Origin of the sequence: Ammoniphilus oxalaticus (genome assembly GCF_003609605.1) — a bacterium.
Lineage (GTDB): Bacteria > Bacillota > Bacilli > Aneurinibacillales > RAOX-1 > Ammoniphilus > Ammoniphilus oxalaticus.
In genome coordinates, this window is the sequence record NZ_MCHY01000013.1 from 1 (window position 1) to 15,785 (window position 15,785).

Sequence of the window (15,785 nt, forward strand, 5' to 3'; positions counted from 1 at the left end):
GTCAGAATCTTCCGATCTTGTTCCGTTATCTCCCTTTGCTACGGCCATGTACTGGATCGCACCAGCAGGGCATTGATAATCTGTAAAGATAGTCATTGCTTCTCCAACTTTCACCCAATCGGATTCACCGTAACGCTTGCGATAAATCTCATTAATAATGATATTAGGCTCTTCGCCAACAGGCGTGGGGTTTTCGATAAGGATAGTGGTCGTGGCAAATACAGAATCCTGCGATAATAAAATCGATGGCGGTCGCGGCTTGATAAACGAAGTCCTGAAATCGACCATTTCCGACCTTCCGACCATATCATCTTGACTCTTAACCTCTAGCTGAATCTTATAATCGCGCTCGTTCTCTAAGTCGATAAAGGTATGAGTATTAGCAGTTCCGATAATCTCCCCACTATCTTGGAGCACTTCCGTCTCTGAATCGTTCCACAATAGAAATCGGAAAGACTTCTGACGGATGCCCTGTGCTTGGCTGTAACTACCTCGAAACGCATACGTATCACCCGTAAGCCCTGCATTTGGTAACGGGTCCGTAACAACCGCGATAGGCATAGTCGCGCACTTAAACGCAGCCCAATCGGACCAAGGCGACTCCTCACCCCGCAAGTCATACGTTCGTACTCGCCACATATAGTTCTTACCGTTTTCGAACGTATTGGCGGGGAATGAGTGTTGGCTTGACGAGCTACTAATTTTGCTTGAGCGGACAGCCGAAGCACCTTCAACATTTTCGAGATATTCGATTATATATGCCGACTGTGTATCGCCCGGATTGGGGTCATTAAACTGCCATGAAAATATAGCCGGCTGTTCAGCGTCAAAGTCAGAACGACTTAACCTCGTCGGTGCTGTAGGCGGCGTATTGAATATGATCTTATCGAAGCGATAGGAATTACCCGATAAACATGTCCATCCGATAATTGTGTCCGAAACCATAGCGGAAGGATTGTCTCCGATATCAACGAAAGACTCTACGCCCCAAGACGAGCCTTCGTATATTTTATGGTAGGTACGCCCACCACGGCCCCAAAACAAATGGACAACGCCGTCATTATCGACGACGATTGACGGATGGCTATTGACGCCATTATTTACCGCGATGTTGTTCGTAGACCAAGTGCTCCCGTCGTTCCTTGAGCGAAAATATTCAATATTGCTTCCGTTCTTAATTGCGAGGTAAATATTACTGCGGTCAGCGAACATAGTCGGTTGAGATACGGATCCAGCCGTTGGCAAATCCTCCGACGTCCATGTGCCGTCTAGCCGCAAAATAGTAATTCGATTTGCGCTTCCGTTTTCCACTGCTACAACTGGACGTCCGTATCGACCCGCAACAATACACGGATTTGTAAAACCTGCTCCCGAACCCGTGTACGAAATGATTTGTTCAGGCTCGGACCAGCTTACTCCGCCGTTTGTTGATCGAGAATAAGCAAGACTGTGCGTAGGGGTAGAACCCCTATCTCTTTCGGGCCAAACCGCGTATAGAGTTCCAGTATGGTCTGAACAAATAGATACACCAGCGCCTTCAAGTTCAGCTAGACCGCTCTTATCTGAAATGTAATAACTGCCAAGAGAGGTTTGTAGTCGGATGCGAGTATAACCATCAAAACTTCGAGGTTCTGGATACATTAAATAATACGAATTACCGTGGGAAGTTAAAGCAAAACTACTGTTCGTCACTCGGTTATTCATATATTCTTTATGAGGCCCCCAAGTTAAGCCGTTGTTCCTTGAACGATAAAGATTAATATAATAGTTACCCCACCCATCGTCTGTATACCTGATCGCAGCGATAAGATCGCCGTTATCAAGTTGAATAATCTTTCTAGCACCGGGGTTTTCATCCGTTCGAATCGTACTGCTGACGACAATAGTCGGGTCAATCATAACGGGATATAGTGCGTTAGTAAGAAATTCCGCATCGAACCAAATAAATAGCTGCTGACCTTCGTCCGTATCAATTACTTCGTATCGCCCATATACCTCATTGCCCGCCATGTCCTTTACGTAAGGGCGAGGGAAGCAAAACGGTCCCGACCTAATTTCTTCTTGACTGCCGGGCGGAAGGGGCACGCCATTAACGATGCCGCTCACGCCAAACTCGACGCCATCTCCTAAGTATTCCGCGGGCTCTCGTGGTGGTTCGTGCAATACCGTCCAATGTTTGACCTGCATATCCTCCGCAATGAACACATCGTCTGCGCCGGGGAATGTGCGGTGATACCTCGCCTCTCTCCCACGCGTCGATAGATTAGATGGCGAGGAGCCTACGATGTAATCGAGCAAGCCACTCTCATCACGATACGCCAGCTCCGTCGGCCGCCAACTGAACGTCGTACCATCGGGAGCCTTCATGGTCAGCGGCTCCGAAGCCAAATGCGGAGCATTCAACGAATAGGCCTCGTTCCTGGTTTCCGCGCCTTCTTCGTCTGTGAGCAAGTCAGGCGGGACGTTTGGCCTTGCTTCCGATATAATTGCCACTATCTCACCTCCCTCGTTAAAAATTCGTTTACATCTATTTCGCTATCGACCAACTTACCATTAACGTAGAGCTTACCGTCGACGATCGCCCTGCTTCCGTTCTCATCAACGAAAAAGAGAGTGTCCGAATCGATCGGATCACCCTCTCCTTTAACTAAATTACCGTTCTTATCTCGCGTAATCCAACGCAAAAAACCACCTCCTAGGATGATCTGATTGAACGTCTATAATCGTCCAAGCTGCGCTTAAACTCATCTGCATCATTGGCCTTTACTGTTAAGTTTTCAATGTGGATTGTATCGCCACTTTCAATCACTTGCGGTGATTGACTGCTTGAAGCATACTCCATCAATGATTTAATTTGCGCGGGTTGAAAGACCATTTCGCTTCGTTGAAGTACCGCCTGGATCTCGTTAGGATTGAGTGTAAACGGTGAACGGAATCTCATGCCATCCAAAATCCCTCCAGTGTGGAATTTAGAGGGAGTGAACGAACCATCCGAGTGATACGTTCCGCTATTGCCTACGTTCTTTGAGCTTGACGGCACTATCGGCCCCGTACGTCCTGAACCCCCGCCTCCACCTCCTCCACCGCTATCTGGCGAGGGCATACTGTCATAAAGCGCTTGAAGTCGTTTCATCTGATCGCCAACGCCATCAACGTATTTCTCCAACTCCTTCAACGCCTTGGAATACCATCCGTCCTCACCATTCATAAGCTCATCGAAGTTTAACGTGCCCTCTTCGGCAGCCTTAACGAGGTCATCCCAGCGCTGTCTGGCGATTTCTAATTCCTCTCGATTGGCTTCCTTAGTCGCTTCGATTTCATCCCGCATGATCTGGACCTTCTCATCTTTAGCGTTTCTCAGACGGTCGATCTCATTTCGAATTGCTTGTTTTATATCCTCTCGTTCGTACTGCTCTTTAAGATCGTCACGATTCTTTTCGAGTTCAGATACTTTCGCTCGGTCATACGTTAGAATCCGTTCGCCATGCTCATCGATAAATTCAAAGCGTTGATCGGCTTTGACTGCTTCGATGTCCGCGTCAATTTCGCGAAGACGCTTAAGTCGGTCTTCCTTCTGGTATTCCTCATCCAGTAGACGAAGCTTCTCTTCTTGCGCCTTAATCTGACGGTCATATGATTCTTCGATTGATTTCAGATTACTTTCTAACGTCTTAATTGCTTGTTCATGCCGCTTTTGAAGATGTTCGATGTGAGCTACTTGTTGTTCTCGAAGAATGTCGCTCACCTCACGAATTGCTTCACGGTTCAATTCCTTTTGAACACGATAAAGCTCGCGGGCTGCTCGTTTACGTTCTTCCGTGCCTTCAAGGTATCGATCATGAATCTTTTTCCACTCTTCATATTCTTCACGCAAGGATAATTGATCGAAATATTTACGTTCTTCGATCAACTTAATCTCGTCATCGAATTGTTTTTTAACCAAAGCTTCTCTTTCTTTCGCAATTTCCTGCTCAACACGGAATACTTCCCTAGCTGCCTTTTTCTTCTCTTCGTCTGATTCAGCTCTTAAATCTCTAACACGTATCCAAGCAGCTAACTCTTCTTCGAGGGAGAGCCGTTTATAATACTTCTCTTCCTCGATCCATTTCATTGAGAATTGGACAGTTTCGTGCTCCTTTTTCTTTTGAGCTTCACGCAATTCATTCTCAACATTCGCCGTTTGAGTATACAGCTGTAGCCTTTCCATTTCATTCGACTCAAGGAAGCCATAGTGTTTCTTGTATATTTCGTTCAATCTATCGATGTGATCTCGCGTAACTTTTTCTTCATCCTCACCCTTAGCCTTGCGAAGCTGGATTCGAGCATTGGCTAGAGATAGTTCAGATTGATAGGCCTCTCTAGCAACATCTTCTGCTGACGGCCCTTTCGGAGCGCTGCTTGTACGACCCGATGATTTACCTCCGCCAGATCCTCGAGCACCCCCGCCGCCACCGCCACCTGCTCCGCCACCGCTCGTTGTGACACTTCCCAATGCTTTTTCAATAGCACCCGTATCTACAGTACCTCGAAGATTATTCAACTCTTCCATTTTCGCCTTGATCTGTACGTTGGCGAATCGCGCCTGCATTCCTTTTGTCTGCCGCTCATACGTCGATAATCCCGACGCTTGATATGCCGTGGCCAACTGCATAAGGTTTCTGATCTGTGCCTCGATTTCAGCCGCCATCGCTGCCGTTTCTTTGCGTAGATTACTTATACGTGTGTTAACTGAATCCGCCTGTTCGTCGGTCAGCTTTCTTTCTGCCGCAATTAACATATTAATCGAATCGATATTCTGAATATGCAGACGACCCTCTTCATCCATCATCGCGAATAGGGACGGATAGGATTGCTCTAATCTTTCAACTATGGAATTTAGCTCGCTCTTTTGTGCGGCATTCAAGCTCTCTTGCTTCGATAACTCAACGTACCTATCTCGCAAATTCTCGACGTAATCAATGTGCTCCATCTTCGCCCTCATAGCGTTAAGTTCGGCTTGCTCAATCTCGATTAGTCCGGGGAGCGATTTGTCTATTTCTTCGCCCATTTGTCGCAGCTTTTCGGCTGCGTGATCAGGCGTATCAATGCCTAGATTACGTAGCTGTTCGTCCAAATCCTCTAACTCTTTGGACAATTCCGCAAGCTCGCTCGATACTAAAGAGGTTTGAGTGCTCAACGCCTTTTGGATGTAGGTCTGCGTATCTTTTCCCGCAAGCTCCTCTTCGATCTCATTGCGACGTTCTAACAACGCATTGATCTCCGCATATTCTTCCTGTAATTTACGAACATCGTCGGCTGTTCGTTCGTGAGGGGCTTCGTTAAGACGCTGATTCAATTCGTCAACTGCGGTTACTGTATCATCCACCTCTGAATTGAGGTAAGTAAACGCTGCGGCCAATCCCCCGACCACTAAAGAGCCGACTAATAAAGGTGGGAAGCTCACTTGTATAGCGACGAGTGCCGCCCTTAACGCATATAATCCCGTTGTCAAGATCCCTGCGGCTGCCGTCATTGTCCCAAAAGCCAATATTGCGTTCTGTGCAGGACCACTCATGCCCTCAAAACCTAGCGCCGCCTTCGTTAATTCCTCTGCGGCCATTCGAATAGCTGGAGCAAACTTATCTCCGACTTTAATCTCGACAGCTTCCAGTGCAGATTCAAGTTCCTTTATTGCACCGTTCAGCGTATCGTTTTGCACGTCCGCTAATTCTTGTGCCACACCTGCGGAATCACGTAACTCATTCGTGTAAGACGCCAACGTATCGCTTCCTGCGGATATTAGCGTCAAGAATCCACTCGCTGCTTCTCGGCCGACTAAGGTAGACGCTACTTGCGCCTTTTGAGCCTCCGTCAATCCTCCAAGTCCGACTTCGAATTGCTTAATTAGCTCGCTTAGCGAGAACATTTCACCTTGCGAATCCGTGGCGCTTATACCAAGCTGCTCCATTAATTTTTCCGCTTCCGTAGCTGGATCGATAAGGCTTAATAGTATAGCACGTAATTGAGTACCGGCCATTTCGCCCTGGATTCCGGCATCGGACATTTTTGCGATGGCCGCGGACGTTTCTTCGATTGAAAGCCCGACTTGCGTTGCGATAGGACCAACGTATTTCATCGCAAATCCAAGCTGCTCAATGTTGGTATTAGCCGTCGTCACTGTTGCCGCCATTACGTCAACGACTCGTCCAGTTTCCTCCGTAGCAAGCTGGAATCCCGTTAAGATATTCGAAGCGATGTCTGCCGTCCTAGCTAGCTCCATTTGGCCCGCTGCTGCGAGGTTAAGAACACCGGGCAAAGCGGAAATGATTTGTTGCGCATTGAAGCCCGCCATCGCAAGATAAGACTGTGCCTCCGCTGCTTGGGATGCCGAAAAGACCGTTGACGCCCCCATCTCAGCGGCTGAATGACGCAATGCTTCGAACTCTTCCGCCGTAGCCCGCGTGATCGCCTTTACGCGGGCCATAGATTGTTCGAATTGAGCCGAGGTATGTACGGTTTTCGCTATAATTGCCGCCATAGCAACGCCCATAGCTGCATAGGCTGCTCCTAGTGCTTTTACGTTAGCCGAGGTTGCCAAGCTACTTTTGCCAAGCTCGTTCGTATCTCTTTTAGCCGCTTCAATTTCTTTCTTAAACTGCCCGCTCTCTAGGACTAGCCGCCCTTTAATGGAGCCTATATCCACTATTCCACCACCTTTTTGGCAAAACAAAAAGCGCCCTTAAATAGGCGCTTGAATATTTCTTTATTAAAATGACCACCTTTGTTTTTCTACCTCTTGACTCCAATTTGGGTTTTCCCAAACAGAATCATCGGTAAAATGGACCCGAACCAAAACCGTTTTTATTTTAGTTGTATTATCATGACCGTGTAGAGTCCAATAATAATTATCTCCCGTGGTAATGCCCGGGTTAATAATATCTTGACTAACGCCACTAAATATATTTTCTTTGTACAGGTAGTGATTTACTGGTTGGTTATAGTTATCAAATGTAAGTATTTTAACATCAAATGCATCAACACTCTTATTTGTAATGTTTTTCAATCTAATACGTGCCTCTGGGTTACCGATGGAGTTGAATGTAACCCAGGACTTTAACAGTTCCAATGGAGGCTTATTCTTTAGACCCTTATATTCTTTGATTTTTTCGTCAACCTTAGTTTTATATGACTCCTCGGGATTCTTTTTTAAATATGAATTTAAAACCTCTATTGAATCGTCATAGGATTTCTGGTTGCTTGCGGCCTCGATCACACCATTATATTCGTCTTCTTTTTGTTTTGTTTGCTCTTCAATTAAACCAGCAATTTGATTCTTCATTTCTTCAGACGATTTTTGTATCGGAGTATCCGGATTACCTTCAATAACGGAGTCCAATATTTGAATCGCTTCTTGATAGTTTCCTTTGTCTTTTTCCGACACAGCTTGCTTAAATCTTATTTCCCCTGAGTTCTTTAAATCTGATAATTCTGTTTCAAGTCGGTTTACCTCTTCCTTCAACTCGATATTTTCCTTCTGAACAATCTCCAATTCTTTCTTATTACAAGAAGTCAGGATAGCAACGGACAGGAAAGCAGAAATAAAAAATAATAAGTTCCTTTGAATCATACTTCACTCCTCCGCACAGTCATTTAGTCCCAGTTTAGTACAGAGAGGTAGATGTTACAAGGTTCTGCTTCACTTACCCATCATTGCTTTAAGTCGTTCCAACCCCTCCAGATCAGGGCCATCAGGTAATTCCTCAACAAGCCCAGCCGTCCTCCGCAGTTCCCTGAGGAGCTTCTCCCTGTGCTCTTGCTCCATATTAGTTAGGTTTTGTATCGAAATTCCTTCTAGCGTCTTACTCGCGTCATGCTTTCTCTTTTCTTCGAGTAATATCGGCAGATCGACCATGTAGTACTCGTCTTCAAGCACGATTTGACTGACATTCAGCTCAACCGCACATTTAATCAGCCAATCATCAACCGTTAAGCCTTCATCTCTTCTTTGGCTTTTTCCGATGTCGTCTTCGTGAACAAACGACGCCCGGCGGTCTGCAACTTTTTTAACGTTGCTTCAAAATTGTTTTTCTCTATTAATTTCTCGATGTATTCCACAATCTCATCAAGTGCCGCTGAATCTTCGATATCTTCTTTGGTCAATCCGCTGGCAATACTAATGATGTCGACGACCTCATCGAAGCAGATATCGACAGCGGCCACAATTACAACGCCTAAATCATTTTTGTTTTCCGTTGTTAATGCTGAAAAGATAATGCCAGGCAACTGATTTAATGCCCCAAAGATCTGACGCCATTGTTTAACGGTCAGTCTTCTTACTTCAACTTTATTACCGCCCATCATGACTATATCGTTTGTATTTCTACGGAAAAATGACATATTAACCTCCGATAAAATGAAAATGACGGTTCCAGAGAACCGTCATTTTAGTCCGTACTATTTTCTGCGTATGCCTCTACGGGTTCTTCTTTTCATACATTCGTGAAGTCTGCGATCTCTCCGTCTCCATCTGGGTATGCCGTGAATGTAACGGTATACACTTGTTCGCCCGTCGTCGTGAACGACCTGGACACGTTAGGCCTTGGAGCGGCCTTCAGGACTGTAATTGTATCGAATGCACCCTCCACATTCGGTTCAATCGTTAATTGGTCAGCTATACTAAGTAAATCGATTCCCACTGCATTCCGAATCGACAACTTTTTGTCAGCAGGCTCATAGATACTCCCAGGGATCACCTTTGTAATCTTTGCGAAATCGGACTCCGCAATTGCAACCTCAACCGCAAACTCCTGACCTGTTACTATTTCCTTAATCGGCTGCTCACCATATTGGTCAACGGTAACAGGATGCGTCGACTGAGAAAAGGTCAGCGTTACTCCTTTTGTTAGATCAAATACCGCTGGGTCAGATTTTCCAAACGACACTTTCGCAGGACCAAGATATACCTTTGCTGTATCACCCATGATTCAATTACCCCCTCACTTTAAATGTAAAATTTGTTGAATAGATCGGTCGATCCTGTTCATCCAATCCAATATGAATCGGATTACTTTGCATAGGACTCGAAGCGTACACGTAGCTACTACCTATCACAAAGTTGTTCCTTTTGTCGAAATGACTAATCAGCTGCTTAGCCAACTGCTCCGTCAAATCCATTTGGGCGGGATCCGCCTTGTAGCTCTTTCCTTTGACAATGATTTGGAATGTCGGATTATCTATTGGTAAATCATCGTCAGGACTGAAACCGCCTGTACCAAAGACAAAGAGAGCTGGAAGCAGATCGTCCTTTATTTCACTCGGAATAAAGTTTGGATCAGGAAATACGCTGAAACCAAGATCGATGAGATAATCGATTAGCTCCTGCGCCCTCATTACTTAAGCACCTTGCTTAATTCCTTCTTGATTAACTCCTCATTAATCTTCAAAGCGTTTTCCAGATACTTCTTGCCAGGTGTGAATCCTTTATGATTGGGCTTGCTCGCTGTAATCGGACCAGGTGACATATGAATAACTTTTCCTGACTTTGTTTTACGGAATCCTTCATGTTGAACAGCAGCATAGTCATCCGTTTCAGGACTGTTACCAAAATCAATGTAGATCCTTCTGATTTCTTTTTTCACTTCACCGACAACCAGCGAACCTTCTAGATCACCACTGTCCACTCCGACTAATGCCTTGGCATCTGTGATAACCTGATGAGCCAACTTGGTGAGCGTGTCATCGAGCCTTTGATCAACCTTCTTTGAAACTTTATCTAAGTTTTGGACCATCATTTCAATTCCTTCTAACGAGAAACTTATGCCATCCTTAGCCATAGATAATCACCTTCTTCACTTTATCGGTACCAAGATGCTTCCTAATCTCGTAATGAGAGATGCCGATGCGGATTTCTTGGCCTAATGCATTGGTGTACATGAAGTAGTCATCGAATCCAATGGGGTTTACCCCCTCAATATGGACCTCATAGGCGACCTGTACTTCCTCGCCCTTGTTGTTCTTGATAACCTTCTGTTCTTCTACCACCTTGGCAGACTTAATGACTTCAACAGGAGGCAGCGGCCTTCCCCAATCATCTTTTTGAGAGTGGAAATGAACCACTGCCGCAGGATATCCAAATAAGCTCATAACAACACACCACCATACTGACGCTGAGCAGCATCCTCCGCTTCCTGTTGGGCTATCTCATCAGCAGTCGGACCAAGTAACTCCCTAACAAACGGCGCAACAACAGGACGTTCCCCGTCTTTGTAGCTAATGGATTCACCATTATCAGTTACCGTCTTTACGTTGTGCTTTTGATATTTGAGTGCGGGATCAATCCCCTGGAGCTCCCAAATTGCTTGATAAGCAACAACCTCGATTGATAGTTCCGTTTCTGGATACCATCTCTGTAGGTTTCGAGTCGCTTGCTTCACTGCGATGTCAGGCCGATCTGCATCCGTCCATGCATCCTTTTCTAGTACGTTCTCGTTAACCCACTGATCAACGGAAGATACATCAATCGTTGTAGGCATGTTAATCACCTACTTTCCTTTTTTCTTTTCTTCTTTCTCTTCGACAGGTTCTTCGACTTCCTTTTCTGGTTGAGGAGCCTCAACGATTAGCTCTTTAGCGACACCAAGGAAAATAAGGCGTTCGCCATCCTCTTTTTTGATCTTTTTGATCGCATCCCCTGATTGAAACCACTTGCCACCGTGTTTTATGACTCCAGTAGCTTTTACATCCACTTTCATCACCCTTTCATAAAAAAAGAGTACCCTTTTGGATACTCCTTTAGATTACTGTTGCAGATACGACAGAATCAGCCCACGCAAAAGCTGGGAAGGACAATGCCATACCAGCTGTTCGCAAACGAATTGGATTCTTCGTCACGTCACGGAACACATAAATACCCATGTCACCGTGTTGAACAGGCTCGATCTCCGACATCATTTCTTCCGTCGTCTTAGCCCATAAATAGTTCCCAAGTGGACCTTCTGGCATCAAGATAAACTTATCTTGCGGCACCATGCGCACCGTCGTAAAGTTAAGTTTTCCATTCTTCAATGCACGATCTTCTGTGCGAGCTTGTGTGTCATAACGAGCAATTTGCGGCAAGTCAAGAGAATCAAACACAGCATTTAGCTGCGCAAGATTCAATTGCGGTGGTTGCGCGGTTCCGCTAGGATCCCCAAAGAATTGGCGGCGAATATTCAAATTCTGTAACAAGTAGGAGATAATGCGTCGAGAAGTGAGCGCGCGCGACAACACAATCCCTTTATCCGCCAATGCGTCCATCCATGTTTGGATATCTTCGATTGGGTTCGAGCTTTGAATATCGCTCCACTTATCTGTACCGGACAATACAGGTGTTTGTTCCGGTGTGTATCCCCAGTTCACATCAACGTGAACATCTCCTTCTTGATACTGTATCTTCCCACTCCATAGGATAGTCATCGCAATCCACTCGCGGCGCGCTCGGATGGCGTCAACCGCATACTGAGCATCGTTTAATTGCTCATTGCGTAATTGATTACGCTCCTCGCTACGCAACCCATAGCTTTGAGATGCCTGGAGAGCTATACGAACCAATTTCTCATCCATATAGCGACCACGCTGAATCTTTGGAATCTCAATACGTGATCCCGTCAAACCTTCGCGGGAACCATATTCAACTTCTGTTCCCAACTCTGCGATTTGTGCCATTACAGGCAATCGCGGCGACTCATTCTTGATCACATCAACAGTTAATTCAGATGTTTCCTTCGGAGGAAACAAAAGAGTGTGCAAGTAATCATTTGGTGTAGCAAGGTTTCGAGAATAAATCAGTAGATCCTCTCCTGATAACGCTTCTTCAAACGTCATTTCAATAGGGTCATCTGCAAAAAATTGTAGGTTTAATTTAATTCCCACTTCGTATCATTCCTCTCAAAGTTAATTAAGCAAAGACAATATGAGGCATCTTCTGGCGCAAAGCATCGTCGACAGTAACTGGAATTCGCTCTTTGATGACTTTGGCCACTTCATAGCCACCGACAACATGATCGCCATATTTGACGTTAACCGTACGCTTCAAAATGACAGACGGGTTTTCGCTGCCGTCTTCACCATCGGGATTGTACGGCACGAACTTTCCATTCGCCAATTTGGACATTGGCATTCCCTTTTTAATGATCTTGTCACCGCTCCCATCTGCGGAAACCTTGGTCGAATCAATCGTAATCCCGTTTGTTACTTCGCGGATCACTTCGAACGATGCAAGAATTTCGTATTCACCGTGTACCTCAATGCGAGTTTGTGGTTGTAAACGCATAATAGATTACCTCCTTAGTTTTTGGCCCAAGGGTCATGAGCCGCTTGATTATCGGCGCCAAACCCTCTGTTTTGGGCAAGTTTAATAATTTCTTCTTTTGATGTCGGTTGTTGTTTCCGCGCATTAGGGACCGTTGCTCCGAATGATCCATTTCCCGTCTTGGTTTTAATCAAGTGTGGTTTATTTTTGGCCAATGTTTCCAACGCTTCCTTGACACCTAACAAATTGCCTTTGTCGTCCTCTTTGACTTCTTTAAGGTCAGCTAATGCAAGTGCATCCTCCCAATCAGCAAAACCTAGCTCATTAGCCTGAATCTTTACTTCAGCCGTAAGTAGCCGCTTAAACGTGCGCTCTTCTTGCTCTTTCATACGGTCCTTTAGCTTTTCCTCGACTAGTTGCTCGACGTCGACAGAATTATCGTCATCCTTCTTTTGTTGTTGTGGTTTCTTCTGTTGGGCATTTTGCTCTTTCAAAGCAACCTGCATATCTTCCACCGATTCAAAGCCTAGGGACTTAGCCAAAATTAATTGACCCTCCTTTTCGGCAGCGGAGAGTTTGTCATTAAATTCAGATTCCGTTTTAAAGGTCGCAAAGTAAGTGTCTCCGCCCTGGCCACCATCACCTCCCCCATCGCCCCCTGGATTGTCGCCTGAACCCCCGCCATCTCCACCAAAGAACTGTAGATTCATTGGCATCTGACTTACGTAAGGACGTTTCTTTCTACTTGTAAACAGAGATAAAAACTTAGACCAAATCTTTTTCATAAGCTTCATGGTTTTCCCCCTTGTTTTTCGCATTAAAAAAGCACTCCAATATGAGCGCTTAGAAAATCCTTTTTGAATATCTATCGATAAATCGTTGCCAAGCCTTAAACTTTACGATTAGGACATCTTCCTGTGCTAATATCCATGGCAGTCTCCTTGATTAATAGTCACATACTGCTTAGTTACTGGCCTTACGCTCTTTGATTTCTAAACCAATGATTCTAAAATCCTCCATCCAATCTTTATACAGCTGCGTATTCCTAGCCTTATGACTTGCGAACGTCCTTAGATCGGGAAGATCAGGCATCCTTGCCTTATATCGAATCCACTGTTTCCTCGTCACGTTTGTTCGTGACTTCGAACGTTGCAATTCATTGTACCGACGGATCTGTTCGGATGTTCTTGTATCTTTAAACGGATCATTAGAAAGTTCGATCATCTTCTTTATCTCTTCCTCACCTTGATAGCTCTCAATCCAAGCGGAAGCCGAATGAACGCAATGGGCATGATAAGGCGGCTTAAGCTCCAATTTAGGGAAGCGGCTATCTTCTCCGCTGATGCTGTATACCCTGCCTTGATACATGGCGCACAAATCACACGTAATTCCCACTCGATTAACATAAACCAGATCAATTCCGTTCTGTTGCATTTGGTTGATCGATCCATCTACGTGAGCTTTACGCTGGTTATAGTGAATCACTGCCGACATGTACTTATCAGCGGGTATTCGAGCACCATTCTTTGCGATCATGCCCGTAATCTGTTGCTGAGATAGCTCTGCCACCGCGTCCTTGGTTGCTCGTCTACGGCTAACGCCTTCGATCAAGCTCCTTTGATTCGCTGTCCTTACAACATCTTCGATCCGCTTCTTGGCATCAGCAGACATATAATCCGAAGCTGCCAATATGCTATAGAAACATTCGTCCACAATCTCTTGAACCGCTTCTTGATGAATTAGCGATTGGATTGACTCGTTTACGCGGTCGATTCCCTCTTCCTTTAATTTATCAACGAGTTCTCTGCTGCCTTCTTTATAAGATTCGGATATGATTTCCGCGGCCATTTCAGACGCTTCACTAGATAAAGCACTAATGATAGCTTGAACTTCTCGAAGTATGCGCTCTTTATTTCGTTTAGTTGGACCATCCTCAAGACGTCGAATCAGCTCTAAGATACGATAACCAGATTCCTCGTACACTTCAATTAGCTGTTCTCTTTTGTCCATTCTTATTCACCTACCCTAGCCTTAGGAGGTTGAATGAGTGTCGGATCCATTGAATCGATCATATTTTCGTCTTCAATTTTCCTGATCTCCGCCTGAATAGCTTCCTCGGACCAATCGGGATGAATGCGGCGGACTGTTGTTTCAAGCGATTGAACGCCCTGACTATACTTGTTCGATTCCTCGGTGTCACGTTCACTGTCCGCTTTAGGCATCATATCTCCCCACTCAATAACAGGCGCCATCACTTCCATATCAGCGCCACTCATCGCATTTTCTAAAATGACGCACTTGCGAATCGCATCTTTCATGGCAGTATCAAATTTGGCCTGAATCGCTTCAGCTTTGATAACCGATGTGATCCAGAGATACAGAAGCGCTATCCCCGTATTGCCCCTTCCATCCTTGATTCCCGCAGCTTCAGGAGATGTTTTAGATACGGCCATCATATATTCGATCAGCCTTGATACGTGTTTGTACGACTCTTCTAATTTAGCATCCCAAGTAATATATTGGGGAACCGCTCCGTTGTTTTCGTCATAGCTGACGACTTCCAGGTCAGCATTGCGAACAAAGTGTTGTCCATAATGCATGTTATTTTTTTGTGCAACGGTGTCCCACAATTTTCGAGGGATTGCCAGCTTCGGCTTACCGTGTTTGTCGAAAATAACAGCATCCCTGGTAATCGTCCAATTGATCTCCTCTTGTATCCCATCAACATTCCGCAGGGCGGAGCGCCCGCGCGGGTTAGGCAACGTCTCATCATTCGGCACATAACCGCATAGCAATTCGGTAACGCCCTCCAGCTCAACATTCTCGGGAATGAATAGCTCATATCGCTGCGCATATGCCTTGATGTCCATTTCATTGTTTACTGTCTTCCCTTCCATTTCAAAGACAAGTTGCTGAACAGATAATCCTGTCTCCGTTAAGCGTTGGCGCTCAATTCGTAAGTACTTCTCTTTCTTACTCTCTTCATCGCCCCACTCCTCAATCCAGGCGATATCCGCCCCGTCATCATCGTCGTGCGGAAAGTATTGGCAACCAGCAATCCACTCGAACCATACTTTCCCGCGATCATTACGTCGGATGCGGTACGCAACACGTCCATCAACCTGGTGCTGTGTGACGGCCGCCCATATCTTTTCGGTTGGCTTAGATGCATCGACAACAGATTCAACAAATTCAAGTTCGGGCCCTTCCTCAATATCGGCTGATATATTACCAAGGGAGCGGTTAATGAGATCGGACGGCAACTCCGCTATTAGGCTTGAAAAGTTGACTACGATGTACTCCTGATTTGAAGATTCAAGTTGCTCAATGCGGCGCCATCTGTTTATACCCATTCGCTTCAAGCTGTATCTCTTTACTTGGCCAATCGTTCGGGCTCTCGGAAATATTTCTTCATGATCACCATCATACAACTTTCGATAGTAGAACATTTCTGCTACTTCCGCGTCATAAGGCGGCGGAGGGAACGGCTTCTTGATGTATGAGATCGTCATGTATT

Annotated in this window: 17 protein-coding genes; all 17 read right to left on the reverse strand. The window is 45.4% G+C overall.

Annotated elements, in window-relative coordinates:
- Nucleotides 1-2,493, reverse strand: a 2,493-nt coding sequence (locus tag BEP19_RS16355; RefSeq protein ID WP_147393814.1) for a sialidase family protein, incomplete at its 3' end; no start/stop codon positions are given.
- A complete protein-coding gene (locus BEP19_RS16360; protein ID WP_120191022.1) occupies nucleotides 2,493-2,684 on the reverse strand; it encodes a hypothetical protein in 192 nt (63 codons plus the stop codon). The genes BEP19_RS16360 and BEP19_RS16355, both read right to left, overlap by 1 nt.
- A gap of 11 nt (nucleotides 2,685-2,695) precedes the next feature.
- Nucleotides 2,696-6,682 (reverse strand): phage tail tape measure protein, encoded by a 3,987-nt coding sequence (locus BEP19_RS16365; RefSeq protein ID WP_120191023.1) that lies wholly within the window; start codon nucleotides 6,680-6,682, stop codon nucleotides 2,696-2,698.
- Nucleotides 6,683-6,745: 63 nt separating this feature from the next.
- Nucleotides 6,746-7,606: a DUF5780 domain-containing protein gene (locus BEP19_RS16370; protein ID WP_120191024.1), complete on the reverse strand. Its 861-nt coding sequence runs from the start codon at nucleotides 7,604-7,606 to the stop codon at nucleotides 6,746-6,748.
- A gap of 69 nt (nucleotides 7,607-7,675) precedes the next feature.
- Nucleotides 7,676-7,912: a hypothetical protein gene (locus tag BEP19_RS16375; RefSeq protein ID WP_147393815.1), complete on the reverse strand. Its 237-nt coding sequence runs from the start codon at nucleotides 7,910-7,912 to the stop codon at nucleotides 7,676-7,678.
- Nucleotides 7,913-7,965: 53 nt separating this feature from the next.
- Nucleotides 7,966-8,376 carry a hypothetical protein gene (locus BEP19_RS16380; protein WP_120191026.1) on the reverse strand — a complete coding sequence of 137 codons (411 nt, stop codon included), beginning with the start codon at nucleotides 8,374-8,376 and terminating at the stop codon, nucleotides 7,966-7,968.
- A gap of 92 nt (nucleotides 8,377-8,468) precedes the next feature.
- Complete coding sequence (locus tag BEP19_RS16385; RefSeq protein WP_120191027.1) at nucleotides 8,469-8,960, reverse strand: hypothetical protein; 492 nt, start codon at nucleotides 8,958-8,960, stop codon at nucleotides 8,469-8,471.
- Between the two features lie 7 nt (nucleotides 8,961-8,967).
- The gene (locus BEP19_RS16390; protein ID WP_120191028.1) at nucleotides 8,968-9,369 is read right to left on the reverse strand and encodes a minor capsid protein; all 402 of its coding nucleotides are present in this window, start codon (nucleotides 9,367-9,369) and stop codon (nucleotides 8,968-8,970) included.
- Nucleotides 9,369-9,812 (reverse strand): HK97 gp10 family phage protein, encoded by a 444-nt coding sequence (locus tag BEP19_RS16395; protein WP_120191029.1) that lies wholly within the window; start codon nucleotides 9,810-9,812, stop codon nucleotides 9,369-9,371. The genes BEP19_RS16390 and BEP19_RS16395 overlap by 1 nt, the downstream gene beginning before the upstream one ends.
- A complete protein-coding gene (locus BEP19_RS16400) occupies nucleotides 9,805-10,122 on the reverse strand; it encodes a hypothetical protein (RefSeq protein ID WP_120191030.1) in 318 nt (105 codons plus the stop codon). Before BEP19_RS16400 ends, BEP19_RS16395 begins: the two co-directional genes overlap by 8 nt.
- Nucleotides 10,119-10,511 carry a hypothetical protein gene (locus BEP19_RS16405; protein ID WP_120191031.1) on the reverse strand — a complete coding sequence of 131 codons (393 nt, stop codon included), beginning with the start codon at nucleotides 10,509-10,511 and terminating at the stop codon, nucleotides 10,119-10,121. The genes BEP19_RS16400 and BEP19_RS16405 overlap by 4 nt, the downstream gene beginning before the upstream one ends.
- 9 nt (nucleotides 10,512-10,520) lie before the next feature.
- Complete coding sequence (locus BEP19_RS16410) at nucleotides 10,521-10,724, reverse strand: DUF7210 family protein (protein ID WP_147393816.1); 204 nt, start codon at nucleotides 10,722-10,724, stop codon at nucleotides 10,521-10,523.
- A 46-nt stretch (nucleotides 10,725-10,770) separates the two neighbouring features.
- On the reverse strand, nucleotides 10,771-11,889 hold the full coding sequence (locus BEP19_RS16415) for a major capsid protein (protein ID WP_245983662.1): 1,119 nt from the start codon (nucleotides 11,887-11,889) through the stop codon (nucleotides 10,771-10,773).
- 25 nt (nucleotides 11,890-11,914) lie between these two features.
- Complete coding sequence (locus BEP19_RS16420) at nucleotides 11,915-12,289, reverse strand: head decoration protein (protein ID WP_120191033.1); 375 nt, start codon at nucleotides 12,287-12,289, stop codon at nucleotides 11,915-11,917.
- Nucleotides 12,290-12,303: 14 nt separating this feature from the next.
- Entirely contained in the window at nucleotides 12,304-13,062 is a 759-nt protein-coding gene (locus BEP19_RS16425; protein ID WP_245983664.1) for a scaffolding protein, read from the reverse strand.
- A gap of 169 nt (nucleotides 13,063-13,231) precedes the next feature.
- Nucleotides 13,232-14,278 carry a phage minor capsid protein gene (locus BEP19_RS16430; RefSeq protein WP_120191034.1) on the reverse strand — a complete coding sequence of 349 codons (1,047 nt, stop codon included), beginning with the start codon at nucleotides 14,276-14,278 and terminating at the stop codon, nucleotides 13,232-13,234.
- A gap of 2 nt (nucleotides 14,279-14,280) precedes the next feature.
- Nucleotides 14,281-15,780, reverse strand: coding sequence for a hypothetical protein (locus tag BEP19_RS16435; RefSeq protein WP_120191035.1), 1,500 nt, complete (start codon nucleotides 15,778-15,780; stop codon nucleotides 14,281-14,283).
- Nucleotides 15,781-15,785: the final 5 nt, after the last annotated feature.

What these genes read in the sequence shown, in the direction of transcription:
- BEP19_RS16370 (WP_120191024.1), bottom strand. Translation starts at nt 7,606, where the DNA reads ATGATTCAAAGGAACTTATTATTTTTTATTTCTGCTTTCCTGTCCGTT.
- BEP19_RS16380 (WP_120191026.1), bottom strand. Translation starts at nt 8,376, where the DNA reads ATGTCATTTTTCCGTAGAAATACAAACGATATAGTCATGATGGGCGGT.
- BEP19_RS16385 (WP_120191027.1), bottom strand. Translation starts at nt 8,960, where the DNA reads ATGGGTGATACAGCAAAGGTATATCTTGGTCCTGCGAAAGTGTCGTTT.
- BEP19_RS16390 (WP_120191028.1), bottom strand. Translation starts at nt 9,369, where the DNA reads ATGAGGGCGCAGGAGCTAATCGATTATCTCATCGATCTTGGTTTCAGC.
- BEP19_RS16395 (WP_120191029.1), bottom strand. Translation starts at nt 9,812, where the DNA reads ATGGCTAAGGATGGCATAAGTTTCTCGTTAGAAGGAATTGAAATGATG.
- BEP19_RS16400 (WP_120191030.1), bottom strand. Translation starts at nt 10,122, where the DNA reads ATGAGCTTATTTGGATATCCTGCGGCAGTGGTTCATTTCCACTCTCAA.
- BEP19_RS16405 (WP_120191031.1), bottom strand. Translation starts at nt 10,511, where the DNA reads ATGCCTACAACGATTGATGTATCTTCCGTTGATCAGTGGGTTAACGAG.
- BEP19_RS16420 (WP_120191033.1), bottom strand. Translation starts at nt 12,289, where the DNA reads ATGCGTTTACAACCACAAACTCGCATTGAGGTACACGGTGAATACGAA.
- BEP19_RS16425 (WP_245983664.1), bottom strand. Translation starts at nt 13,062, where the DNA reads ATGAAGCTTATGAAAAAGATTTGGTCTAAGTTTTTATCTCTGTTTACA.
- BEP19_RS16430 (WP_120191034.1), bottom strand. Translation starts at nt 14,278, where the DNA reads ATGGACAAAAGAGAACAGCTAATTGAAGTGTACGAGGAATCTGGTTAT.
- BEP19_RS16435 (WP_120191035.1), bottom strand. Translation starts at nt 15,780, where the DNA reads ATGACGATCTCATACATCAAGAAGCCGTTCCCTCCGCCGCCTTATGAC.